The organism is Stenotrophomonas sp. Steno-C18, from assembly GCF_056393195.1.
Genome location: NZ_JBWJOX010000006.1, coordinates 270,629 through 295,692, shown reverse-complemented (window position 1 = coordinate 295,692; position 25,064 = coordinate 270,629). Strand labels below are relative to the sequence as shown.

General features: G+C 67.7%; 20 protein-coding genes. 11 read left to right on the top strand and 9 right to left on the bottom strand.

Annotated features, from left to right (window positions below):
• The first annotated feature begins 27 nt into the window (after window positions 1–27).
• Both AC06FE_RS14450 and AC06FE_RS14445 read left to right on the top strand, forming a co-directional pair.
• On the top strand, window positions 28–2,094 hold the full coding sequence (locus AC06FE_RS14450) for a glycoside hydrolase family 97 protein (RefSeq protein WP_478073428.1): 2,067 nt from the start codon (window positions 28–30) through the stop codon (window positions 2,092–2,094).
• A gap of 336 nt (window positions 2,095–2,430) precedes the next feature.
• Window positions 2,431–5,193: a TonB-dependent receptor gene (locus AC06FE_RS14445; RefSeq protein ID WP_478073427.1), complete on the top strand. Its 2,763-nt coding sequence runs from the start codon at window positions 2,431–2,433 to the stop codon at window positions 5,191–5,193.
• An 82-nt stretch (window positions 5,194–5,275) separates the two neighbouring features.
• On the opposite strand, the gene AC06FE_RS14440 is transcribed toward AC06FE_RS14445, so the two are convergent.
• Window positions 5,276–5,569 carry a hypothetical protein gene (locus AC06FE_RS14440; RefSeq protein WP_478073426.1) on the bottom strand — a complete coding sequence of 98 codons (294 nt, stop codon included), beginning with the start codon at window positions 5,567–5,569 and terminating at the stop codon, window positions 5,276–5,278.
• Between the two features lie 240 nt (window positions 5,570–5,809).
• Window positions 5,810–7,423, bottom strand: a complete 1,614-nt coding sequence (locus AC06FE_RS14435; protein WP_478073425.1) for an alpha-glucosidase — start codon at window positions 7,421–7,423, stop codon at window positions 5,810–5,812.
• Between the two features lie 180 nt (window positions 7,424–7,603).
• Between AC06FE_RS14435 and AC06FE_RS14430 the strand changes: the two genes are divergently transcribed.
• Window positions 7,604–8,602, top strand: a complete 999-nt coding sequence (locus tag AC06FE_RS14430) for a polyprenyl synthetase family protein (RefSeq protein ID WP_478073424.1) — start codon at window positions 7,604–7,606, stop codon at window positions 8,600–8,602.
• 3 nt (window positions 8,603–8,605) lie between these two features.
• Complete coding sequence (locus AC06FE_RS14425) at window positions 8,606–8,851, top strand: helix-hairpin-helix domain-containing protein (RefSeq protein ID WP_478073423.1); 246 nt, start codon at window positions 8,606–8,608, stop codon at window positions 8,849–8,851.
• Window positions 8,852–8,930: 79 nt separating this feature from the next.
• Here AC06FE_RS14425 and AC06FE_RS14420 read toward each other — a convergent pair whose 3' ends face one another.
• From AC06FE_RS14420 to AC06FE_RS14405, 4 genes are all read right to left on the bottom strand, one after another.
• Entirely contained in the window at window positions 8,931–9,728 is a 798-nt protein-coding gene (locus AC06FE_RS14420) for a dienelactone hydrolase family protein (RefSeq protein ID WP_478073422.1), read from the bottom strand.
• Window positions 9,729–9,915: 187 nt separating this feature from the next.
• Window positions 9,916–11,322 carry a UDP-N-acetylmuramoyl-L-alanine--D-glutamate ligase gene (gene murD / locus AC06FE_RS14415; protein WP_478073421.1) on the bottom strand — a complete coding sequence of 469 codons (1,407 nt, stop codon included), beginning with the start codon at window positions 11,320–11,322 and terminating at the stop codon, window positions 9,916–9,918.
• Window positions 11,303–12,691, bottom strand: a complete 1,389-nt coding sequence (murL, locus tag AC06FE_RS14410; protein WP_478073420.1) for a UDP-N-acetyl-alpha-D-muramoyl-L-alanyl-L-glutamate epimerase — start codon at window positions 12,689–12,691, stop codon at window positions 11,303–11,305. The genes murD and murL overlap by 20 nt, the downstream gene beginning before the upstream one ends.
• A 66-nt stretch (window positions 12,692–12,757) precedes the next feature.
• The gene (locus AC06FE_RS14405; protein ID WP_478073419.1) at window positions 12,758–15,361 is read right to left on the bottom strand and encodes a bifunctional aspartate kinase/diaminopimelate decarboxylase; all 2,604 of its coding nucleotides are present in this window, start codon (window positions 15,359–15,361) and stop codon (window positions 12,758–12,760) included.
• Window positions 15,362–15,683: 322 nt separating this feature from the next.
• Here AC06FE_RS14405 and AC06FE_RS14400 point away from each other — a divergent pair, with 322 nt between their 5' ends.
• The 6 genes from AC06FE_RS14400 (at window position 15,684) to AC06FE_RS14375 (ending at window position 20,352) form a co-directional block, all read left to right on the top strand.
• Window positions 15,684–16,553 (top strand): PhzF family phenazine biosynthesis protein, encoded by an 870-nt coding sequence (locus AC06FE_RS14400; RefSeq protein WP_478073418.1) that lies wholly within the window; start codon window positions 15,684–15,686, stop codon window positions 16,551–16,553.
• Window positions 16,554–16,587: 34 nt separating this feature from the next.
• On the top strand, window positions 16,588–17,448 hold the full coding sequence (locus tag AC06FE_RS14395; RefSeq protein WP_478073417.1) for a PhzF family phenazine biosynthesis protein: 861 nt from the start codon (window positions 16,588–16,590) through the stop codon (window positions 17,446–17,448).
• A 79-nt stretch (window positions 17,449–17,527) separates the two neighbouring features.
• Window positions 17,528–18,403 (top strand): PhzF family phenazine biosynthesis protein, encoded by an 876-nt coding sequence (locus AC06FE_RS14390; protein ID WP_478073416.1) that lies wholly within the window; start codon window positions 17,528–17,530, stop codon window positions 18,401–18,403.
• 41 nt (window positions 18,404–18,444) lie between these two features.
• Entirely contained in the window at window positions 18,445–19,278 is an 834-nt protein-coding gene (locus AC06FE_RS14385) for a hypothetical protein (RefSeq protein WP_478073415.1), read from the top strand.
• Between the two features lie 60 nt (window positions 19,279–19,338).
• Window positions 19,339–19,695, top strand: coding sequence for a 5-carboxymethyl-2-hydroxymuconate Delta-isomerase (locus AC06FE_RS14380; RefSeq protein WP_478073414.1), 357 nt, complete (start codon window positions 19,339–19,341; stop codon window positions 19,693–19,695).
• A gap of 36 nt (window positions 19,696–19,731) precedes the next feature.
• Entirely contained in the window at window positions 19,732–20,352 is a 621-nt protein-coding gene (locus tag AC06FE_RS14375) for a hypothetical protein (RefSeq protein ID WP_478073413.1), read from the top strand.
• Window positions 20,353–20,367: 15 nt separating this feature from the next.
• Here the strand turns inward: AC06FE_RS14375 and AC06FE_RS14370 are convergent, their stop codons facing one another.
• The gene (locus AC06FE_RS14370) at window positions 20,368–20,781 is read right to left on the bottom strand and encodes a hypothetical protein (protein ID WP_478073412.1); all 414 of its coding nucleotides are present in this window, start codon (window positions 20,779–20,781) and stop codon (window positions 20,368–20,370) included.
• Between the two features lie 95 nt (window positions 20,782–20,876).
• Here AC06FE_RS14370 and AC06FE_RS14365 point away from each other — a divergent pair, with 95 nt between their 5' ends.
• Window positions 20,877–21,239: a GFA family protein gene (locus AC06FE_RS14365; protein WP_192286451.1), complete on the top strand. Its 363-nt coding sequence runs from the start codon at window positions 20,877–20,879 to the stop codon at window positions 21,237–21,239.
• 215 nt (window positions 21,240–21,454) lie between these two features.
• On the opposite strand, the gene AC06FE_RS14360 is transcribed toward AC06FE_RS14365, so the two are convergent.
• Together AC06FE_RS14360 and AC06FE_RS14355 are read right to left on the bottom strand one after the other, a co-directional pair.
• Complete coding sequence (locus AC06FE_RS14360; protein ID WP_478073411.1) at window positions 21,455–23,800, bottom strand: TonB-dependent receptor; 2,346 nt, start codon at window positions 23,798–23,800, stop codon at window positions 21,455–21,457.
• A gap of 220 nt (window positions 23,801–24,020) precedes the next feature.
• A complete protein-coding gene (locus AC06FE_RS14355; RefSeq protein ID WP_478073410.1) occupies window positions 24,021–25,022 on the bottom strand; it encodes an extracellular catalytic domain type 1 short-chain-length polyhydroxyalkanoate depolymerase in 1,002 nt (333 codons plus the stop codon).
• Window positions 25,023–25,064: the final 42 nt, after the last annotated feature.

The following is a 25,064-nucleotide window of genomic DNA, read 5'->3' as shown; positions in this document are numbered from 1 at the left end:
TCCTGCACCCCGGAGTTGATACCCGACATGGCACCGCCACGCCCGTCCTCCCGCCTGTTCCGCCTGAAACTCGCCTTCACCCTGCTGCTGGCCGGCCTGCCCGCCGCACACGCGGCCGAACTGGCCCGCGTCAGCTCGCCCGGCGACGTACTCAGCGTCACCCTCGAATCGCAGCATGAAGGGCGCCTGGCCTACCGGGTGGAGCGCAACGGGGAGGCGGTGATCGCGCCCTCGCGGCTGGGCTTCCTGCTCGACAGCGGCCGGCTGGAGCGCAACCTGGAACTGACCGGACAGGCGCGCCGCAGCGTCGACGAAACCTGGGAGCAACCCTGGGGCGAACGCCGCCTCACCCGCAACCACTACAACGAACTGCGCGCCAGCTTCACCGAGAAGGCCCCCTCGGGCGTCGCGCACGGGCGCCGCTTCGACGTGGTGTTCCGCGTCTACGACGATGGCGTGGGCTTTCGCTACGAGTTCCCGCAGCAACCGGCGATGCAGCAGGCACGGATCAACGCCGAGCTGACCGAATTCGCCCCGGCGCGACCGGCCACGGCCTGGTGGATCCCCGCCTTCGAGTGGAACCGCGAGGAGTACCTGTACCACCGCACCCCGCTCAACCAGATCGGTACCGCGCAGACCCCACTCACCCTGCGCAGCGACAACGGCCTGCACCTGTCCATCCACGAAGCGGCGCTGGTCGACTACGCCGGCATGAACCTGGCCCGTGGCGATGGCGACGTGCTGCGCGCTGCGCTGACCCCGTCCAGCAACGGCGCGCCGGTGGTCCGCGCACTGCCGTTCAACACCCCGTGGCGCACGCTCCAGGTCGGCGAGAAGGCCGGTGACCTGGTCGAATCCAGCCTGATCCTCAACCTCAACGAGCCCAATGCCATCGGCGACGTGAGCTGGTTCACGCCGGCCAAGTACGTCGGTGTCTGGTGGTCGCTGCACCTGGAAACCGAAACCTGGGCGACCGGCCCGAAGCACGGTGCCACCACCGCCAACACCCGTCGTTACATCGATTTCGCCGCTGCCAATGGCTTCCGTGGCGTGCTGGTCGAAGGCTGGAACCCGGGCTGGGACGGGGACTGGTTCGCCAACGGTTGGGGCTTCGACTTCACCCGCCCCACCGCCGACTTCGACCTGCCGGGCCTGGCGCGCTACGGCGCGGACAAGGGCGTGCACCTGATCGGCCACCACGAAACCGCCTGCGCGGTCAGCCACTACGAGCGCCAACTGCCGGCCGCGCTGGACCTGTATGCGCGCAACGGCGTGGACGTGGTCAAGACCGGTTACGTCTGCGACGCCGGCGACATCCAGCGCCAGGACACGGCCGGTGGCCCGGTGGTGCGCGAGTGGCACGAGGGCCAGTGGATGAGCAACCACAACCTGCGCGTGCTCAAGCAGGCCGCCGACAGGCACATCGCGATCAACTCGCACGAGCCGATCAAGGACACCGGCCTGCGCCGTACCTGGCCCAACTGGGTCTCGCGCGAGGGCGCGCGCGGTATGGAATTCAATGCCTGGGGCAACCCGCCGAACCCGCCCGGCCACGAGGCCACGCTGGTGTTCACCCGCATGCTCGGCGGGCCGATGGACTACACCCCCGGCATCGTCAGCCTGAAGGGCCGCAACGGCCTGCCACTGCGCAGCACCCTGGCCAAGCAGCTGGCGCTGTACGTGGTGCTGTACAGCCCGATCCAGATGGTGGCCGACCTGCCCGAGCATTACGCCCAGCACCCGGACGCCTTCCAGTTCATCAAGGACGTGGCGGTCGACTGGGAACAGAGCCACGTGCTCAACGGCGAGGTAGGCCAGTACGTGACGCTGGCGCGCAAGGCCCGCGGCTCGGAGGAGTGGTTCATCGGCAGCGTCGGTGACGAGCAGCCGCATTCCCTGCAGGCCTCGCTGTCGTTCCTGGATCCCAAGCGCCGCTACCGCGCCGAGATCTACCGCGACGGCGACGGTGCCAACTGGGAGACCCGGCCATTTGCCTTCGTCCGCGAGACCCGCGAAGTGCGCAGCAGTGACAGCCTGACCCTGCCGCTGGGTGCCGGCGGTGGCGCGGCGGTGCGGCTGGTGCCGCTGGACTGACCCGCGACGCCCCGCAGGAACGGCCCCGGCCACGTGGCTGGCCAGACCGATCCGCAAGGACGGAGCGCAACTTCAGATGCCCGGTGGCCGCGTTGGCAATGGCTTCGCGGCCCTGGCCGCGCCTGCGGGCATCGCTCGCCTGCCGGAAGCGTTTTCACCGCCATTCCACCACCGCAAAACCCATTGAATACGTATGCAGGGCGATTCCGCGACGTTGCCCGCTGATTACCATGCGAGACATGTCGCAGGCAGCCCCATCGCACCGCCGACACGTGCACGGAGACCACTCCGGCATGCAGAAAAAAACAATCCGACGACATTACCTGGGAGGGGAGAATGTTGAACACCAAGCGCAACCTGTTGAGCGCGGCGCTCGCGTCCGCCATCGCACTGACCGCCACCGGCGTGCAGGCGCAAACCGCCGACGAAACCGCCAAGAAGGCCGACGCCACCAATCTGGACACGGTCACCGTCACCGGCATCCGCCGCGGCATTGAGAGCGCCATCTCGGTCAAGCGTGATTCCACCTCGATCGTGGAAGCCATCTCAGCCGAGGACATCGGCAAGCTGCCGGACGTGAGCATCGCCGAATCGATCGCCCGCCTGCCCGGCCTGGCCGCCCAGCGCGTCGCCGGCCGCGCCCAGGTCATCAGCGTGCGTGGCCTGTCGCCCGACTTCGCCACCACGCTGCTCAACGGGCGCGAGATGGTCAGCACCGGCGACAACCGCAGCGTCGAGTTCGACCAGTACCCGTCGGAACTGATCAGCGGCGTCACCGTCTACAAGACCCCGGACTCGGGCCTGGTCGGCCAGGGCCTGTCCGGCACGCTGGACATGCAGACCGTGCGCCCGCTCAGCTACGGTGACCGCGTGATCGCCATCAGCGGCCGCTACCAGAAGAACTCGCTGGGCGAAGCCGCCGGCGAAGACCCGTATGGCAACCGCATCAATGCCAGCTTCGTCGACAAGTTCGCCGACGACACCATCGGCCTGGCGATCGGTTACTCCCACTCGGAGATGTCCAAGCAGGAGAACCAGGTCGGCCTGTACGAGCCGTGGCAGGCCCTGGGGGGCGATGACTGGCGCCCGGGCGTCACCGCCGGCACCTACTATTCCGACGGCATCAAGGCACTGCGCCGCACCGGCCACTCCAAGCGCGACGGCGTGATGGCCACCCTGCAGTTCCGTCCCAACAACACCTGGACGAGCACGCTGGACGCCTTCTACACCAAGGCCAAGGAGTACGACACCGCCAACCAGATGGAGATCCACCTGGGCGACTACAACGGCGGCTACGGCCGGCTGGATGTCACCGACGTGGTGGTCAACGACAACGGCAGCTTCGTCAGCGGCACCGCGCACAACGTCTACCCGCTGGTGCGCGGCATGTACAACCACCGCGAAGACAGCATCAAGGCACTGGGCTGGAACAACGAGTTCAACTTCGAGCGCGTGCGCGTGGTGGCCGACGTCAGCTGGTCCAAGGCCGAGCGCGACGAGATCAACCTGGAGAACAACCTGCAGCTGTTGCCGGCACCGCAGCTGGATTCGGTCAAGCTCAACTTCGGTGGCGGCAGCTTCCCGCAGTTCACCCCGGGCATGGACTACTCCGACTACAGCAAGCTGTACCTGACCAACACCATCTATGGCTCTGGCTACGGCAAGACCCCGCACGTGGACGACGAGCTGAAGGGCGTCAAGCTGATGGCGACCTTCCCGGTGCCGGACGGCTTCAACTGGTTCTCCGACTTCGACGTGGGCGTGAACTACGCCGACCGCAGCAAGAACAAGACCCAGGCCGAAGGCAACATCAACCTCGGCGCGCAGGGCATCACCAGCATCGACGGCGACCTGCAGTACAAGCCTGTCAACCTGGGCTTTGCCGGTGCCGGCTACATCCCGGCCTGGAACGTGCCCGCCGCCGTGGCCCGCTACATGGTATTCAACCCGACCACCACCGAGAGCTACCTGATCCCGAAGCAGTGGACGGTGGACGAGGAGATCACCACCACCTTCCTGCGTGCCAACATCAGCACCCAGATCGGCTCGATCCCGGTGCGCGGCAACGTCGGCATCCAGGCCCAGCACGTGCGCCAGTCCTCCAGCTCGAACTACTGGGATGGCGGGCAGCCGGTCGGCAGCCAGGTCATCCCGATCAACGAAGGCAAGAGCTACCTCGACTTCCTGCCGAGCCTGAACCTGGCCTTCGAACTGCCGGCCGAGAACACCGTGCGCTTCGCCCTGGCCCGCCAGGTCGCACGCCCGCGCGTGGATGAGCTGCGCGCGTCGATGGAATTCGGCGTGGATACCAACAACGGCAAGCCCGGCGCCAGCGGCGGCAACCCGAACCTGGACCCGTGGGTGGCCAACGCGGTCGACCTGTCCTGGGAGAAGTACTTCGGCAACAAGGCCTACGTGGCTGCCGCGGTGTTCTACAAGGACCTCAAGACCTACATCTACACCGAGAAGCGCGACGGCTACGACTTCACCCAGCAGGTCGATGCCTGGCTGGAAGCCAACGCCATTTCGCTGCCGCCGGGCGTGGTGGTCGACAAGACCGGCACCTACACCGCACCGTTCAACGGCAACGGTGGCAGCCTGCGCGGCGCCGAGCTGACCGCCTCGCTGCCGCTGGACCTGTTCTTCGAAGGCCTGCGCGGCTTCGGCGTGGTCGCCAGCGCCAGCTTCAACGACAGCAACATCACCATCCCGCCGGACCCGGGCACCACCTCCAGCGTCGGCTCCGAGCCGATCATGCTGCCGGGCCTGTCCAAGCGCGTGTACAACTTCACCGCCTACTACGAGAACAGTGGCTTCGAAGTGCGCCTGAACCAGCGCAAGCGCTCGGACTTCATCGGTGAGATCGGCAACTTCAACGGCAACCGCACCCTGCGTTACGTCAAGGGCGAGGACGTGCTGGACGCGCAGGTGGGCTACAGCTTCGGCGACGGCACGATGTTCAAGGGCCTGAGCCTGTTCCTGCAGGCCAGCAACCTGACCAACTCCAAGTACGAGACCTACGCCGGCAGCAAGGACCGTCCGCTGGAAACCGTGGAATGGGGCCGCACCTACCAGGTTGGCGTGAACTACAAGTTCTAAGCCGTTCTGGCCGGAAACACAGTAAAGGCCCGCTGCATGTGCAGCGGGCCTTCTGCGTTGGTGGCAACCATGTCGTGGCGGGTTACCGGGATGCCGTGGTGGGGGACCGGGGAAGTGTTTTCAGCTTGGCGGGAGTGCCGTCCAGGAACAACCTGCTGGCACTGCACTGGTGCTGGTGCTGGTGCAGCAGCGGCGAACTCTGCCTGGGAAGTTGTGCCCTGATCCCCCCACAGGCGGGAAGCGCTTTGGCTTTGGCTTTGGCTCTTGCTTTGGCTCTTGCTTTGGCTCTTGCTTTTGCTCTGCTCTGCTCTGCTCTGGCCTTGGCCTTGGCTTCGGCTTCGGCTTCGGCTTTCGATTCAGCATTGGCCTTGGTCATTCCCTTCTCCCGCTTGCGGGGGAAGGTGCCCGGAGGGCGGATGGGGGAGCTTTGGCTTGGCTTCAACTTTGGATTGCAGCCAAGAGCACCCTCACCCCAACCCCTCTCCCGTGAACGGGAGAGGGGCTTAAGCCACAGCAAAAGCCACAGCCACAGCCACAGCAACAGCAACAGCCAAGCCACAGCCAAAGAAAAGGCGGAGATGCCATCTCCGCCTGCATGAAAGAGAGAAACGGGGACTCAGCTGCGACGTGCGCAGTACACCGCGTTTCCAGCCAGTACCAGTTCGCCAGCTTCCAGCGCACCGGCCACTGGACCCGGCAGCGCCAAGGCCTGCCACTCTCCGGCCGGCAACGCATGCCGCACCGTATCCCCTGACAGATTGAACGCCAGCAGCAAGGTCTCATCACCCGCCTGACGCTCGAACAACAACACCGGCTCAGTGCTGTCCAGGAAGCGGATCGTCCCCTCCACCAACGCCGGATGCGCCTTGCGCCAGCGCAGGAAGTTGCGGAAGGCCTGCAGTGTCGAATCACCGTCCGCTTCCTGCGCCTGCACCGATAGCGCGCGGTGCTCGGCCGGAATCGGCAACCACGGCTCGCCCCGGGTGAAGCCGGCCAGGGCCTGGTCCGTCCATGGCATCGGCGTGCGGCAGCCGTCGCGGCCCTTGAAGTTCGGCCAGAAGGTGATGCCGTACGGGTCCTGCAGCGCCTCGAACGGCACGTCCGCCTCGCCCAGCCCCAGCTCCTCGCCCTGGTAGATGCAGACCGAGCCACGCAGCGAGCACACCAGCGCGACCAGCATCTTGGCCAGCTGCGGATTGGCGGGATGGCCGCCCCAACGCGTCACTGCACGCTGCACGTCGTGGTTGGACACCGCCCAGCACGGCCAGCCGTCGCGCATGGTCGCTTCCAGCTTTTCCACGGTGCTGCGGATGTACTCCACGCTGTAGTCGTCCACCAGCAGCTCGAAGCTGTAGCCCATGTGCAGGCGGCCCGGCGCCGTGTACTCGGCGGTGGTGGCCAGCGAATCCTCCGAGGAGATCTCGCCCAGCGTCACCGCGCCCGGGTACTGGTCGAGCAACGCGCGCAGGCGCTCCAGGAAGCCGATGTTCTCCGGGCGGGTGTTGTTGTAGTAGTGGTACTGGAAGGCGTACGGGTTGTCCGGGCTGAAGCCGCGGCCCACGCGCTGGTCTTCCGGCTTGGGCGGGTTGTCGCGCAGCTGCGCGTCGTGGAAGCAGAAGTTGATGGAGTCCAGGCGGAACCCATCCACGCCCCGGTCCAGCCAGAACTTCACGTAGTCCAGCGTCGCCTGCTGCACCGCCGGGTTATGGAAATCCAGGTCCGGCTGCGAGGACAGGAAGTTGTGCAGGTAGTACTGGCGGCGGCGCGGTTCCCAGCGCCAGGCCACGCCGCCGAAGATCGACAGCCAGTTGTTCGGCGGCGTGCCGTCCTCGCGTGCGTCGGCCCACACGTACCAGTCGGCCTTGGGGTTGTCGCGGCTCTCGCGGCTTTCCTTGAACCAGGCGTGCTCCACCGATGTGTGGCTGAACACCTGGTCGATCATCACCTTCAGGCCCAGCGCATGCGCCTTGGCCAGCAGGCGGTCGAAATCGGCCAGGTTGCCGAACAACGGGTCGACGTCACGCTGGTCGGCGATGTCGTAGCCGAAATCGGCCATCGGCGACTTGAAGAACGGCGAGACCCAGATCGCATCCACGCCCAGCGAGGCGATGTAGTCCAGGCGCTCGATGATGCCCGGCAGGTCGCCCACGCCATCCCCATCGGTATCCAGGTAGCTGCGCGGATAGATCTGGTAGATGACGGCGCCGCGCCACCATGGAGTCTTCGACATCGAGCGCCCCCCTCCGGGCTTCAGGAGCCCCACAGGGGGCTGAAAACAGATGCCGGTCAGCTTAGCGTCGCCACTTTGCCGGCGGTGTCGCTTGCATACGTATTCACTGGGCCGGAAGCGTTTCCGGCCCCCCGGGGCGCACACCGCCTATAATCGCCGGGTACCCCCAGAAGCAACCGTATGAGCCTCGCCGAAGACCTCCGCCCCGCGCTGGGCCTGCCCGCCATCCAGACCCTTGCCGCGCCGGACATGGCCGCGGTCGATGCGCTGATCCGCCGCCGCCTGTCCTCGGACGTGGTGCTGATCAACCAGATCGCCGACCACATCATTTCCGCCGGCGGCAAGCGCCTGCGGCCGATGCTGGTGATGCTGGCCGGCCACGCGGTCGGCGGTGCCGGGCCGGAGCACCACCAGCTGGCGGCGATCATCGAGTTCATCCACACCTCGACCCTGCTGCACGATGACGTGGTCGACGAATCGGACCTGCGCCGGGGCCGCAGCACCGCCAACGCGCTGTGGGGCAACGCGCCGAGCGTGCTGGTCGGTGACTTCCTGTACTCGCGCAGCTTCCAGCTGATGGTCGAGCTGGACCGCATGCCGGTGATGCAGATCCTGGCCGACACCACCAACCGCATCGCCGAGGGCGAGGTGCTGCAGCTGCTGCACGTGCACAACCCGGACACCGACGAGGCGGCCTACCTGCGCGTGATCGAGCGCAAGACCGCCGTGCTGTTCGCCGCCGGTACCCGTCTGGGTGCGCTGGCCACCGGTGCCGACGAGGCGGTGCAGCAGAAGCTGTTCGACTACGGCATGCACCTGGGCTATGCGTTCCAGATCGCCGACGACGTGCTGGACTACTCGGCCAACGCCGACGAGCTGGGCAAGAACCTGGGCGACGACCTGGCCGAGGGCAAGGCCACGTTGCCCCTGATCCACGCCATGGCGCATTCGGACGAAACCACCCGCCAGCGCCTGCGCGAGATCGTGCAGAACGGCGATGCCACTGCCATGCCGGAAGTGCTGGCCGCCATCCATGCCACCGGCGGCCTGGGCTACAGCCGCAAGCGTGCGATGGAATATGCCGACGCGGCCGAACAGGCGCTGGAAGGCCTGCCGGAAAGCAACGCGGTCGCCGCCCTGCGCGGCCTGGCCCGCTACGCCATCGAGCGCAGCCACTAAGCCATGGCGGCCGAAGGCTTCAGCGCCGAAGAGCGCACCGTGCTGCTGGCGGTAAAGGGCGTGGGTGCCACCGTGGTGGCACGGCTGGAGCAGCTGGGCTTCCACTCGCTGGCACAGCTGGCCGACGCCGAGACGATGGACATCGTGACCCAGGCCTCGGCCATGCTGGGCAGCAGCTGCTGGCGCAACAGTCCGCAGGCCCGCGCGGCGATCAGCGGCGCCATCGACGCCGCCCGCCAGGCCCGCTGATCGCACGCGCTTCAGCGGAGCCATGCCCCGCTGAAGCCTTGCCGGGTACCCTCTGCCGAGCGTGGCCCGGCCCGACGGCTCAGTGCTCCAGGCGCTCTTCCAGGAAGTTGTCCATCATCTTCCATGCACGCTTGGCGGCGCGCGGGTCGTACAGGCAGCCCGGCGGGCTGTTGGCATCGGATTCGGCGAAGCAATGCACCGCGCCGCTGAAATTGACGAACTGCCAGTCCGCGCCGGCGCCATCCATTTCCGTGCCGAACGCAGCGATGTCCCCGGCACTGACGCCCTGGTCGGCCGCGCCATTGAGCACCAGCATCGGCACCTTGCCACTGCCCGCAGCGGCCGGGCTCGGCGTGGACAGGCCGCCGTGCAGGCTCACCACGCCGGCCAGCGGCATCCCCGCGCGCGCCATCTCCAGCACCGTGGTACCGCCGAAGCAGAACCCCACCGCACCGATATGGGCGACATCCAGCGGTGCCTTGCCGGCCTGTGCCTTCAGCGCCTCCAGCGCGGCCTGGGCACGCGTACGCAGTTCGGCGCGGTTCTCGCGCAGCGGCTTGGAGGCCGCGGCGGCTTCATCGTTGTCCTTCGGGCGGACCTGCTTGCCGTAGACGTCGGCGACCAGCACCACGTAGTCGTCGCCGGCGATCTGCTCGGCCTTGGCGACGGCCGAGGCATTCACGCCCCGCCAGTTCGGCACCATCACCACGCCCGGGCGGCGCGCATCACCGTCGTCGTCATAGACCAGCACCCCGCTGTAGGTGGCGCCGCCGTGCTGCCATTCGACCGGGCGCTGCTGCATTTTCGCCAAGGCCGGCATCGCCGCCGAAAGACTCAAAGCCAACGCTGCCAACTGCCACTTTCGTGCTGCTTGCATGGGAGTGCTCCGGGTTGGGTTATGTCGCGGAGTCTACGGGCAAACGCGACCCTCACCCCAACCCCTCTCCCGTGAACGGGAGAAGGGCCAGTGCGCTACGAGCCGCAGCAATCCGAGCCCCTCTCCCGTTCACGGGAGAGGGGTTGGGGTGAGGGGAAGCTTCTGGCCCAAGAAGCCAGCGCTCCGCTCAGCCCACGCCCAATCCGGGAATCGCGCTGATCAGGTCCGGATCAAACCCGGCCAGTTCAGCGAAATGACGACCACGCGCCACGTAGTCCTTGTAGGCACCGAAACTCGGCGCACCCGGTGACAGCAACACCACCCCGCCCTGTGTACCCAGCGCACCACGCGCCAGTTCCACCGCATGCGGCAGGTCGCCGCCGGCATGCAGGCCAAACCGGCCCTCATCGGCCAAGGGCTGCAGCAGGGTGTGGATGCGCGGGCCATTGGCACCCATCGTCACGATCTCCACCGGCGCGTCGTCGCGCATGTGCGCGGCGAAATCGTGCCAGTCCACGCCGCGGTCATGCCCGCCCACCAGCAGCGCGATGCGTTGCCCGGCGAAGCAGTCCAGCGCGGCCAGCGAGGCATGCGGCGTGGTGCTGATCGAATCATTGACCCAACGCAACCCGTCGCGCTCGCCCAGCGTCTGCAGGCGATTGGGTAGCGGACGGAAGCCCTGCACCGCCGGGGCCAAGGCCACCGCATCCAGGCCCATCGCTTCCAGCGCGGCCAGCACCGCGCACAGGTTGCCGCGGTTATGACGCCCCGGCAGTGGCGTGTTCGAGGTATCGAACACTGGCTGCGCACCGCGATGCACCACCTCGCCCACCATGTGCCAACCCTCGGGTTGGTTGAACCACACGATCTGGCTATGCGGCAGCTGCAGCGCGCGCAGGTGTTCGTCGGCGGCGTTGAGCACCGCGACACGCGGATGCCCGCCAGTCACCAGCGACAGCTTGTCGTCGATGTAGCGCTGCTCGCTGCCGTGCCAGTCCAGGTGCTCGGGAAAGAGGTTCAGCACGATCGCCACGTCCGGGCGCGCGCCGCTGCGCGCCACTTCGCCGGTCTGGTAACTGGACAGCTCCACCGCCCAGTAGTCCGGCGCCGGCTGCGGGTCCAGCACTTCCAGCAGCGGCAAGCCGATGTTGCCCACCAGACCGGTGCGATGCCCCGCCGCGCGCAGCAAGTGCGCCAGCAGCGAGGTGGTGGTGCTCTTGCCCTTGGTGCCGGTCACGCACACCGTGTTGGGCAGGTTGCCGTCGGCATTGGCGTGTTCGCTAAACCACAGCGAGGTACCGCCGATGAACTGCGTGCCCTGCGCGCCGGCCTGCTGCGCCGCGGGTGTGTACGGGCTGATGCCCGGTGACTTGATCACCACCTCGAAGCGCGACAGTGCCGCGCCCGTGATGTCGGTTTCCACCTGCAGCGCGCCAGCGGTCTCGGCACGCGCCTGCTCGGCCTCGGCCGACGGGCAGAACAGCGTCAGCGGCAGCCGTGGCAGGCGCTGGCGCAGTACCGCGAACGCGGCACGGCCCTCGCGCCCCCAGCCCCACAGCGCGACGCGCTTGCCTTCAAGCTGCGAAATTCGCACGCAGACGCTCCCACAGTGCTGCCGGGATGCGGTGTTCGCCGTCGATGACCAGCAACGGCTCGATCTTCAATTCTTCCGCCGACAGCGTCGGCTGGATCAGGTTGGCGAAGCGCTTCACCAACACGTCTTCCTTCCATTCCGGACGCGCGGCCAGGGTGGCCATCGCCGCGCGCGATTCCTTGCCCTCGCCCACGCATTCGAACGGCTTGTGGTCCTGGAACTCCAGCAGCGCGTCGTAGCCGCCGGCCTGCTCGCTGTCATCGAGCAGGTTGCGGCCGAAGATGCGCACCAGGCGCGTCTTGGGCATGAACGGGGCCAGCGCCAGGAACACGAAGTGGCACTTGGGGCACACGCCGCACCAGCGGTTCACCGGGCGCTCGCCGAGGATGTGGAAGTTGCGGTTGCAGCTGGAGAAATGCGCGTCGTAGAAATCGGTCCTGGCGAACTGGCGGGCCACCGCCAGTTCCGAGAGCGGTCGCAGCAGCGAGTAGTACTGCAGGTCGGCGGCCACGTGCTGCTGCACGTACTCACCGAACGCCTTCTCGAAGGCCCAGCCCTTGGACCACTGGTGGTTGACCTCGCCGGTGCCGGCGATCTGGCTGCCGTAGCTGGCCGAACGCTCGTTGGAGAACACCACCTGGTCCACGCCCTGTACCAGCGCGGCCAGCACCATGATCGCCGAGTTCACCGCGGTGACCGGGATATGCCCGTTCCATGCACCCTGACGATTGAGCTCGAACAGCTCCGGGGCCAGCGTGCGACCGATGTTGAGCATCGGCAGGCCGGTGCGTTCGGCACAGGCGCGGATCAGCTGCGAGCCACCGATCCAGGTGACGGTCTCGGTCACGCCGGCATTGCGCAAGGCTTCGATGCTGACCAGCGAATCCTTGCCGCCGCCGATGGCGACGAGGGCGTGGTGGGAGAGGTTGAGATTGGGAGCAGAGCCGCCCTCACCCCCTGCCCCTCTCCCGCTAGCGGGAGAGGGGAGCGAAGCCACCGGCAGCTTGAACCTGCCGCGCAGGTTCAGGCCATTGCGGTAGGCGAACTCCCCCAGGCCGTTGAGGTAGACGGTTTCCACCAGGGCGGCGGTGTCGGCATCGATGGCATAGCTGTCGATGCTGACCTCCGCAGGTACGCCAGCCTTGTAGTAACTCACGCCGGCGATCAGGTGCAGCAGCTGCAAGGCACGCTGCACGGCTGCGGCGCGTTCGCCCTCCAGCTGGAACGGTGCACCCGGCACGGTGACGGTCTCGGTCATCTCCGGGCCGTCGTCGAAGGCGTAGACCAGCCGCGCCACGCCGGTGTCCGCGGCGAAATCGCAGCGGACGAAGCGGAAACGGGAAACCTGGTGTTTATCAAAAGCTGTCATGGCGTATCCGAATCAAACGAACCGTTTTCGCGCGGGCGCGCGGCGGGACGACAAAAAAGGTGGGCGTCAGGCATTGACCACGCCTTCGCGCGGCAGGACGCGCTGGTTGTAGGTACTGGCCATGCTGAAACCATAGGCACCGGCATCGGCGATCAGCATCACGTCCCCCGGCGCGGTGGCGCCGGGCAGCTTCACCCGTTGCGCGAACACGTCGCTGGATTCGCAGATCGGGCCGACCACGCTGAAATCAACATCACGCGCTTCGTCCAGCCGCGACAGGTTGGCGATGTCGTGCCAGGCGTCGTACAGCGCCGGGCGCAGCAGGGCGTTCATGCCGGCATCCAGGCCGACGCGGCGCACACCGTCCTTCTCCACCACCTGCGAGGCATGGGTGAGCAGCACGCCGGACTCGGCCACCATGAAGCGGCCGGGCTCGACCGCCAGCTGGAACGCCGGGTGCACCGCCTTGATCGCGGCCAGGCCGGCGGCCCAGGCGTCCAGGTCGAACGGCTCGTCGTCGTCGCTGTACGGCACCGGCAGGCCACCGCCGATGTCCAGGATCTCCACGCTGCCGATGCGGCGCGCGAAACCGGCCATCTCATCGACCATCTGCTGCCAGTGGCCGGCGTTCTCGATGCCGCTGCCCAGGTGCGCGTGCACGCCGGTGATGCGGATATCCAGCGCGCGCGCGGCGGCGATGAACTCGTCCACGCGCAGCGCCGACAGGCCGAACTTGGAATCCTTGCCGCCGGTGTTGACCTTCTTGTGGTGGCCGTCGCCATGGCCCAGGTCGATGCGCACCCACAGCTTGCGGCCGCGGAACACCTCCGGCCAGTGCTGCAGCAGCTCGACGTTGTCGATGGTGACGTTGACGCCGCGCGCCAGCACCGCGGCGTACTCGCCGATCGGCGCGAAGCTCGGGGTGAACAGCACGCGCTCCGGCGCCAGGTCCGGCACCGCCGCGAACACCAGCTCCACTTCCCCTTGCGACACGCATTCCAGGCCGAACCCTTCGGCGGCCAGGGTGCGCAGGATATCCGGGTGCGAGTTGGCCTTGATCGCGTAGAAACGGCGGTCGATGGCGCTGATGGCGTTCAACTGGCGGGCGCGCTCGCGCACCTTGTCCAGGTCGTAGATGTAGGCCGGCGTGCCCTGTGCGGCCAGCTCCAGCAGCTTCTGGCGCTGCTGCGGCGCCTGCCACCACGGCGTCTGCCGGGGGCGGATGGTGCCGATGATCTCGCGCCAGCGCGGACCGAACACCTGTTCTTCGTAGACCGGCATCGCGCCGCTGCCGATCAGCTCGTCGTGCAGGATCGGCAGCAACCCGTCGGCGTCGGCCTCGTCGATGACGAAGGTCAGGTTCAGGTCGTTGGACGACTGCGAGATCATGTGCACGCGCTCCTTGCCGAACGTGGCCCACACGTCGGAGAGCTTGTACAGCAGCGAGCGCATGCCACGGCCGACCAGGGTGATGGCCGCGCACGGCACGATCACCTTGACCTTGCAGATCTCCGACAGGTCGGCCGACAACGCGGCCAGCACGTCGGTGTTGACCAGGTTCTCGGACGGGTCCAGCGACACCGTGACGTTGGTCTCGGCCGAACCGATCAGGTCCACCGACAGGCCGTGCTTCTTGAACAGGTTGAACACGTCGGACAGGAAGCCGACCTGCTGCCACATGCCGATGCCTTCCATCGACACCAGCACGATGCCGTTGCGGCGGCTGATCGCCTTCACCCCCGGCACCGGCTCGGCGTTGCCGTCGATGCTGGTGCCCGGCATGTGCGGGCGCTCGGTGTCGAGGATGGCCATCGGCACGCCGGCGTCACGGCACGGCTTGATCGAGCGCGGGTGCAGCACCTTGGCACCGGTGGTGGCGATTTCCTGCGCCTCGTAGTAGTCCAGCCGGGTCAGCAGGCGTGCGTCGGGCACGTCCTTCGGGTTGGCGCTGAACATGCCCGGCACGTCGGTCCAGATTTCCACGCGGCTGGCACCGAGCAGCGCGCCGAAGTACGCGGCCGAGGTATCCGAGCCACCACGGCCCAGGATGGCGGTGCCACCGTCGCCGTGGCGCGAGATGAAGCCCTGGGTGATCAGCATGCGCGTGGGCTGCGCGGAGAAACGCGGCGTGAAGTCGGCATCGCCCTGCCACTGGCAGTTCACCGACAGGCGCTGCGACCAGGCAGTCTGGTTCGGTGCCGGCGGCTGCGCATGCAGCCACTGGCGGGCGTCCATCCAGCCGAAATCCAGGCCGTTGCTGCGCAGGTAGGCGGCACCGATGCTCGAGGACAGCAGTTCGCCCTGCCCCAGCACCTCGGCCTGCCAGTCCAGCGGGCGGCTGGCGGCGCGCGGGTCGTCCAGCAGCGACTGCAGCGCGGCCAGCCGTTCGGCCAGTACCTCGCTGCCGAGCTCCAGCTCGGCGAGGAAGTCGTTGTGACGCTGGACCAGCGCGGCCACGCGTTCACGGCTGTCGGCCGCGCCGTCGGCGATGGCGGTCAATTCATTGGTGACGCCGGATAGCGCCGACACCACCACCAGAACACGCCCACCGGTCTCGTCCGCACGTTTTTTCGCCAGTTCCCCGATCGTGTTCCAACGATGCCGACGGGACACCGAGGTGCCACCGAACTTGAGGACGATCCAGCGATCAGCGATTGGGGAAGCGGACATTGGCTTTGGAGGTTCACAGTGGGAGAAAGACCCGGCAATGCGGGCGGAACCCCCGATTCTATGCCAAGGCCCATGAGGCCGGACCGCTGATTTCGGGAGATACCATTCCAGCCCGCCCCCTCCCGGGGCGAAGAAAGTAGCACTTGCAACGATCCGGGTCATCCACCTGAACAGCCACCCCGCAGGAGTGTCCTCGGGCGCGATGCCGATCGCCCTCGGGTTGCGGCGATTCGGGGGCTCCGATACCGAGGCCGCTCCCACCCGTGATGCGACATTTGCGTGCGGCTTGCCTAAGCTGGCCTGCCCTGTTCCCCATACCGCAATGACCGCTCGCCGCTATCTGCAGTTGGATGTGTTCTCAGCCCGGCCCGGCGCCGGCAACCCGTTGGGCGTCGTTCTCGACAGCGATGGGTTGGACAGCCAGGACATGCAGGCCATCGCGGCCTGGCTGAACCTGTCCGAGACGGTCTTCCTGCTGCCCTCGGATGACGAGGCCAGTTACCGCGTCCGCATCTTCACCCCATGCTGCGAGCTGCCGTTCGCCGGCCACCCCAGCGTGGGGGCGGCATGGGCAGCGCTGACCTGCGGGCGGGTGCGCCCGCGCAACGGCCTGCTGATCCAGCAATGCGCGGCCGGCCGGCTGCCGGTACGGGTGTCCGGCCCGCCGCAGGCACCGCTGATCGAGTTGGCCAGCCCGCCACCGCGGCGGCTGCCGGATCCCCCCGGGGTTGTCCCCGCGCAACTGCGTGCACTGGCCGCCGCCGGCCAGTTGCCGGAGCTGTGGGACAACGGCCCGCGCTGGTGGCTGCTGCCGGCGCGCGACGCCGCCAGCCTGCGTGCGCTGGTCGCGGACATGCCCGCGCTGCGCGACTGGAGCATCGCCACCGCTGCCACCGGCGTGGCCCTGTTCGCCCCCGAGCCCTGCCCGACGCATGCGCTGGTGGTGCGCGCGTTCTGCCCTGCCGATGCGCCTGACGTCCCCGAGGATCCGGTCACCGGAAGCGCCAACGCACTGATCGCGGCGTGGTTGCGGGAGCGCGCCCAACTGCCGGGCACCAATGGCTGCTATGTCGCCAGCCAGGGCCGCGAAGTCGGCCGCGACGGTCAGGTGCAGCTCCGCGTGGAGGCGCAGGGCGATATCTGGATCGGCGGCCAGGTCCAGCGGGTGATTCAGGCAAACCTGCACTGGTAAGCTGCCCGGCCCCCTTCCTGGAGTGTCCCCCGCGATGGCCGTACGCCGTTATCTGCAGCTGGATGTGTTTTCCGCCCGTCCCGGCGCCGGCAACGCGTTGGGCGTGATCGTCGACAGCGACGGCCTGGACAGCCAGGGCATGCAGGCCATCGCCGCCTGGCTGAACCTCTCCGAGACCATCTTCTTCCTGCCGCCGGACGAGGGCGCCAGTTACCACGTCCGCATCTTCACCCCGAAGGGCGAGTTGCCCTTCGCCGGCCACCCCAGCGTGGGCGCGGCGTGGGCGGCGGTCGAACTGGGCCTGGCCACGCCGGACGAGGACGGCCGGCTGGTGCAGCAGTGCGCCGCCGGGATGCTGCCGGTCCACGTGCAGGGCGGGCGCTGGTTCCGCCAGATCAAGGTCCGCAGCCCGCAGGCCGAGCGCCGCGAGCAGCCCGTCCCGGTCCTGCCCGATGGCCTGGCCACCCTGGCCTATCCTGGCCAGAGCCCGGTGCTGTGGAACAACGGACCGGACTGGTGGCTGCTGCAAGCCTCCAGCGAAGCCGCGTTGCGCCGCTACACCCCGGAGCTGGCGGCCATCGCCGCCCTGCCCGGGCGCGGCAAGCTGGCCGTGTTTGCCCCGGCCGACCGCCCGGACGTGGGCTACCAGTACGTCGTGCGCGCCTTCGCGCCCGGCGTGGGCGTCAACGAGGACCCGGTGACCGGCAGCGCCAACGCGCTGGTCGCCGCGCACCTGCTCGCGCAGGGTCGGATCAAGCCCGGCGACCAGTACCTGGCCAGCCAGGGACGCGAACTGGGCCGTAACGGCGAAGTGCGGGTGCAGGTGGATATCGATTCCCAGATCTGGATCGGCGGTGAGGTGCAGCCGGTGATCTCCGGCCAGATCGAGTGGTGACGTCGCACCCTCTCCCCCACCCCGCTCCCGCTACTCGGGAGAGGGGCTGTCTACCGCATTGCTTCTCCACGGATTGCCCATGACCACCCGTCGCTTCCTGCAACTTGATGTCTTCGCACCGCGCCCCGGCACCGGCAACCCGCTGGCGGTCGTGCTCGACGCCGACGGCCTGGACGATGCCGCCATGCAGGCCATCGCCCGCTGGACCCGCTTGCCCGAGACCACCTTCATCAGTGCGCCGACCGTTCCCGGCGCCAGTTACCGCATCCGCATGTTCGCGCCGCAGAAGGAAGTGCCGTTCGCCGGCCACCCCAGCGTCGGCAGCGCACATGCGGTACTCGAAGCCGGCGTCGCCGCCGCGGTCGATGGCCAGTTGATCCAGGACGGCATCGCCGGCCAGCTGCCGCTGCGCATCCACACGCAGGACGGCGTGCGCACCATCGCCATCCGCACCCCGCGTGCCTCGGTGGCCGAAGTGGCCACCGTCGATGACGCGCGCCTGCAACCGGCAATCCATGGCTGGCCGCTGGGCGAACTGCCGCCGGCGCTGATGGAGGGCGGCCGCCGCTGGTGGGTGGTCGAGGTGGCTGACGAAGCCAGCCTGCGCGGCCTTGCACCGGACTGGGAGGCGATCGCCACGCTGGCCGAGGCCACCGGCGCGATGGGCGTGTTCGCCTACGCCCGCAGCAGCGGCGAGGGCTACCAGCTGGTCGTGCGCGCCTTCGTCGGCAACGGTCGACGTTTCGAGGACGCCGCCTCCGGCGCGGCCAACGCCGTGCTCGCGGCATGGCTGGACGAACGTGGCGCCCTGCCCGGCAGCGGCAAGCGCTACACCGCCAGCCAGGGGCGCGAGGTCGGCCACGACGCGTTGCTGGAGCTGAGCATCGACGACCACGGCGAGGTCTGGTCCGGCGGCCAGGTGCAGACCGTCATCCAGGGAACCATCGACTGGTAAGCCGGGTCACAGCGGCCTGGTCTCCTGAAGGGAAGCACGCAATGCGCAGATGGATCCTGTTGGCCGCGCTCTGGTTGTCCGCTGTCACCCCCGCCTGCGCCGTGCAGCCCGCGCCGCCCCAGCGCATCCTGTTCGTGGGCAACAGCCTCACCTACTACGGCAACCTGCCGGCGACCTTCGCCGCGCTGGCCCAGGCCAACGGCCATGCGGTCGAGGCCGAGATGATCCTTGAGGGCGGCGCCACGCTCAGCGAGCGGCTGGCCGATGGCAGCGTGCAGACAGCGCTGGCCGGACGACGACCGCAGGTGCTGGTGCTGCAGGAACGCGGCGGCGACCTGCTCTGCCTGGGCGGGCGGCAACGGTGCGAGCAGTCGCAGCATGCGCTGCAGGTACTGGCCGAGGCCGCCCGCGCCGTGCAGGCGCGCGTGCTGGTGCTGGGCACCTACCAGGCCAATGCGCAGGCCTCGGCCGCGCTGGTGGAAAAGGAAGCCGCGGCCGCGCGCCAGGCCGGTGCGGAATACGTCGAGATCTCGCAGACCCTGGCTGACCTCTCGTGGCATCTGCCGGACCTGCCCTGGTATGCGGAAGACGGCATGCACCCCGGACCGGCGTTGACCCTGCTCGATGCAATCAAGCTCCATCGCGCCCTGTACGGCATGCCGGAGGCACGCATGCTGGAGATCGACGCCCCCCGCTATGGGGCCAACAGCGGGCTGCAGGCAGTGCTGCGCCGCGCCGATGCCGCCGCGCCCAACGCCGGCACGCCGCCGCATCTCCACTACGAACATGCCCAGGTCGAGCGTCTTGTCCGTGCACTGGATCGCGCGACGCGCGCCACCGCCCCTGCACCGACAACGCCGGCATCGGCGCATTGATCCGGCCGCCGCAGGCGATACTGCAGGCCTTCCTTCCACGCCGCCCCGTCCAGGTCCTGAATGCCACATCTCACCCTTGAATACAGCGACAACCTCGGTACCGCGATCAGCCCGGCCGTGCTGCGCGGCTTGAACCACGCCCTGGTCGGCACCGGCCATTTCGACGAGGCCGACATCAAGACCCGTGCGCTGGCGTTCGACTGCGTGGCCATTGGCACCGACGACGCGCCCCGCGCCTTCCTGGCGGCGACGCTGTCCCTGCTCTCGGGGCGCTCGCTGCAGGTTCGCCAGGAGATCGCCCAGGCCTTGCTGGCAGCGCTGGAAGCGGCCGTGCCGGCCAATGGCAATGCCCTGCAGACCAGCGTGCAACTGGTCGAGATCGAACGCGACAGCTACGCCAAGTCCCATCGCGCCTGAGCCACCGGCGCCCCATCCACACCGCCAAGGACAGCCATGACCACCCTCCAGGCCCTGTACCACGCCATCGACGCGCACAACGGTACGTTCCTATGTGAAGCACTGGACGATGCCAACATCACCCGCACCATCGACTTCCGCCATCGGCTGGCCCCGGCGCAAGGCATCGAAGGCGTCCCTGACCTGGCGGGCCTGCGTGACTTCTACCGGCAGTTCGGCGAAGTGTTGTTCTACGGCGACGAGGACAGCGGTGAAGCCGCCGTGCGGCTCGCCGCGCCGTCGGATTGGGCGCTGCTGCGTTCCGGGTTCGATGGCTGGACCGAGGACATGGCCGAAGACGAACGCGAGGAGTACCTGCCGGAATGGGCCGATGATGCGCTGGTGGTCGGCGAGGAACCCCGCACCGGCAACTACCTGCTGATACCCACCCACGGCGCCGATGCCGGGAAGGTCTTCCTGTTCGACCATGACGGATTCGAGTTCACCGAACAGGCCCCGGACCTGCCGGGCTACGCCTGGAAGCAGCTCGACCCGGATGACGGCGCCCTGCTGGCGATGGCCACCCACCTGCGTTTCATCAGCGATGCCACGCCGCACCAGTGGTGGATACGCGAGCTGCGCGACAACCGCGGCAACATCGCGCGCACCCACGCGTGAGCCACGCCTGACGGACTAGGCCGGTCGTCGTCCCAAGCGATAGCCCAGCCATGCGAATGGCAGGTAGGCCAGCACCACGTCCAGCACCTCGAACCAGCGTGGCGCCGGCAGCATGAAGCAACTGGCGATGCCACCGGCCAGGAACAGCACGCCGATCACGGCCGCCGGCACCCGGCTCACGCGGCCGGCAATCCAGGTTGCCAGCAGTGCGCCGACGAACGTGCCCAGTGCGTGGGCCAGGAAGGGAAAGACGAAATGGGCCGGCCCCAGCAGCGGCATCGCCGCCGCCAGGCCTTCGCTGGTGGTGGTATCCACGCCCGCCGGCGCCGGTACCACCCGTGCGCCCAGCAGGATCAACCCCATGTTCACCGCGCTGCCGACGATCAACCCCACCACCACGGCCAGCAGCCCTTTCAGGAATGCGCGCATCGACCCTCTCCCATGACGCCCGATGATGCGCCAGTATGATCCGCCCCGCGCGGCCAGGCACGTCGGCGCGCAGCATGACCCAAACGGAGCCCCGCATGCCCCACCGCCCCCTGCAGACCTACCGCGGCAGCTGCCACTGCGGCGCGGTCAGCTTCCGCATCCAGACCGACTTCCCCGAGCTGACCACCTGCGACTGCTCCATCTGCCGGCGCCGGAACGCGCTGATGGTCAAGGTGCACGAATCCGCGTTCGAACTGCTGTCCGGGCAGGAGCAACTGGTCGAGTACCAGTTCCATACCCGCACCGCGCACCATTACTTCTGCGCCACCTGCGGCATCTACCCGTTCCACCGCAAGCGGGTAACGCCGGATTTCTACGGCATCAACGTGTTCTGCCTGGAGGACTTCGACCCGACCGGCATCCCGGTGCGCGCCACGGTCGGAGCCGGCATGGCGTAAACCAACCAGCGTTCGCAAGGCTTGGTTTTGGCTTTGGCGGTTCCCTTCTCCCGCTGGCGGGAGAAGGTGCCTGCAAGGCGGATGAGGGAGCTGCGCGGAGCGTGCTTCCAGCACTCCAGGTGCGATACCTCCACATAGCACCCTCACCCCAACCCCTCTCCCGCACCCGGGAGAGGGGCTAAAAACGCGAGTCGCCATCAGGCCCCGTTGAACACTTATCGCCAGTTGTAGTTGAACGAAACACCGATAATGCGCGGTTCGTTGTATACCGCGGCCATGTAGTTCTCGATCACGCCCTTGAGGTTCTTCTCGTTGGTGATGTTGCGCGCGAACGCCGCCACTTCCCAGGCACCGTAGCCGCCGGTGTAACCCACGCGCAGGCCGCCTTCGAAGTTGCCCTTGGAATGGAACTCGTCGCTGCTGTACAGCACGAACTGGGTCTGCCCCTGCTTGTTCCAATCGGTGGCGAAGAACAATGCACCGTCATCCCCCATCGGGACGTCGTAGCGGGCGGCCAGATTGAGGTTGTACCTGGGGGCGTTCGGCAGCGGGTTGCCGTCGATCTGCGCGTAGACATTGCTGCCGATCTTGATGGTCGGGTCGTTGACCGTGCACACCACCACGCCGTTGAGCGCACAGACCTGCGCATACACGCGCTTGTCCTGGATCTTGCTGTGCAGCAGGCTCAGGCCGGCGGTCAGCGACAGGTTCGGGATCGGGCGCCAGTCCAGGTCGGCCTCCAGGCCGTAGGCCCGGGCCTTGTCGGCGTTGAACAACACGCCGTTGCCGTTGGAGTCGTTGCCGTTGAGCTGGATGTCATCCACCGCATACGTGAAGCCACTGACGTTCAGGCGCAGGCGGTTGTCGAACAGGCTGCTCTTGATGCCGGCTTCCCATGACAGGATGGTCTCCGAATCGGCGGTGGTGAAATCGGCGTTGAACACCGCCGAGCGGCCCTGGATGGTCGGGCCACGGAAGCCACGTGCCACGCGGGCGTATACGCTCAGTTCGGGGCTGACCTCGTACATCGCGCTCAGGTCCCAGCTGGGCTGGGTATCGGACATCGCCACATCACGACGCCCCTTGTAGGTCACCGCCCCGGCGGCGGTGTCGGCGGTCTTGAGCAGGCGCGTGCGCTTCTCGTCCTTGGTGGCGCGGATGCCGGCGGTCAGGGTCAGCGCGTCGGTCGCCTTCCAGCTCACCTGGCCAAAACCAGCCCAGGAGGTGTTGGTGTTGCGCAGGCGCACCCAGTTGTTCGGGTTGTGCGCGGCCGTCTGCAGGAACCAGGCGCGCTGGTAGAAATCGGTGGTGTCGCGGCCATCGAAGTAGAACCCGCCCACCTGCCACGACCACGGGTCGGTGCGGTTGGAAGCCAGGCGCACTTCCTGGGTGAACTGGTCCAGGTCGCGCACCTGTCCCATCGACTGGCCGTACCCGTTGGGCACGCCACCGACCGGGTAGTCCGCCGCGGCGCCGCCGTCGGTATCACCGCGGCTATAGCCGGAGGTGGTTTCGTAGGCGCTGATCGACGTCAGCGTGGTGGTACCGAAGTCATAGGTCGCCTTGATCGATCCGCCGTGGGTCTTGTAGGCCTGCGGGTTGTTGCCGGCTTCGTCGTAGGCCACCTTGTCACGCGCCACGTCCACGCGGTTGCTGCCCTTGGTCAGCGCATTGCGCAGGAACAGGGTCGAGGTGCCTTCATAGTCGCGGGTGTGCGCCGAGGCCAGCAGCGAGAACTGCTCGTTGGGCTGCAACAGCAGCTGCAGGCGCAGGTTGCGGTCGTCGTAGCCGCCCATCGCGTCCTTCTTCGGCGTTACCGTGCCATCCGCGCTCGGGCCGTCATAGGTGTTGTCGACCCAGTCGTCGCGGTGCTGGTACAGCGTGGAGACACGGTAGGACAGCACGTCGTTGATCGCACCGCCCATGCCGCCGTCGATGGACACGGTGTTGTAGCTGCCGTAGCTGACGTTGACCCGGCCGCTGCCCTCCTGGCTCGGCTTGACCGTGTCGAACTTGACGATGCCGGCGGTGGTATTGCGCCCGAACAGCGAGCCCTGCGGGCCGCGCAGCACTTCCACCTGGTCCACGTCATAGACGGGGTTGGACTTGAGCACCACGTGCTCCAGCACCACGTCGTCCTGGATGATCGACACCGGCTGCGAGGCCCCCAGGTAGAAGTCGATGTTGCCCAGGCCACGGATGTAAAAGCGCGGGAAGATGCGCCCGGTGGTGGTCTCAGCATAGAAGCTCGGCACCCGGCCGGACAGCGCCAGCAGCGTGTCGTCGGCGCCTTCGGTATAGCTGCGCAGTGCTTCGCCCTGGACCACGCCAACCGAGACCGGGACGTCCTGCAGATTCTGCTCGCGGCGCTCTGCGGTGACGGTGATGGTGTCCAGCGCGGTGGCCGCGCTGCGCTCGGCGCCTGGCGCGGCGTCCTGCGCCAGCGCGGACTGTGTGGCCAGCGGCAGGACCAGCAGAGCGCAAGCCTGCGCCAGCAGCGAGCGGCGCGGCAGCGTGCGGATGGAACGATTGAAAACACGTGAAACAGGGTGAAGCTGCATGGAGTTGCCCTTGGTTGGCAGGTGATGAGTCCGTTCGGCCCGGGCCGCACCGATGGCGCGGCATGAAAGCGCGCAGATCATCACTGCACAACATTGCAGTTGCGTAACACGGTCGCCCGCGTACGCGCCGGCCGACGGCCCACCGTCCCCCATGCACCGCCGCCACCCGGACCTGCATCAGGTCCGGGATGGCGGCAGGCAGATCACCAGGTGCCAGCGCTCAGCGCTGGTAGCCCTTCAGGAACAGCCAGGTGATCAGGGTTGCGTCCGGGCCCTTCGGGTCGGTGAACGGCAGCCCGGAGGTACTGCCACTCCAGGCATGCCCCATCCCGTGGATGACGTAGTGCTGGGCCAGCAGTTGTCCGCCATAGGTGTAGTTGTAGACGGTGTAGGCACGCCCGCCGGGCACTTGTCCGGCAATCGTGCTGGTGGGCACGTACTTGACCGAGTCGTTGTCGATGCCGTCATCGGCCAAGTCATTGGTCTGCAGGAACTGGCGCACCGCCTGCTGGCCGTTCACCGGGTTGACCGTGGCATCGGCGCTGCCATGGAACACCAGCAGCGGGATCGGCCGTGGCGACGGCGAGCCCGAACACTCCCAGGCGCTGCGCCCGTTGCCGTCCGGGGAGTAGATGCTGCCGGCCAGCAGCGCGTAGGCGCTGCCGGAAACGGTGGTCGCGCCCTTGTACATGCCACCGGAGTGCACCGCGCCGGCGGCGAACACGTCCGAGTAGCAGGCCAACATGATCGAGGTCATCGCACCGCCGGCGGAGATGCCGGTGACGTAGACCCGCCGCGCATCCACATTGTAGTCGCCTTTCACCGCATCCACGATGCCGGCCAGGATCGACGCTTCGCCGCTGCCGCGCGCCTGGTTGACCGGCAGTTGCCAGTTCCAGCAGCGTGCCGGGTTGGCGGTGACGTTCTGACGCGGGTACACCGTGATGTAGCCCTCCACGTCGGCCACGTCGTTGAAGCCGGAAGCCTCGCCCATCAGGTTCGGCCCGTTGACGCAGCCGTGCAGCACCAGCAGCAACGGCCGGGGTTGCGCCGGGTCGTAGCCGGCCGGCACCCACACCTGGTATTCACGGGCACCGTAAAGATTGCCGTATACGCCGAAATCCCAATGCCCCACCGCCTGCGCGTGCGCGGGGCCCGCCACTGCAAACCATGCACACAGGGCCAGCAGGCCCGCCTTGATCATCTCGATGCCGGATTTCATAGCCAGATCCTCATGCGTGAGTCGTGGATGAAGTCGTGCCGA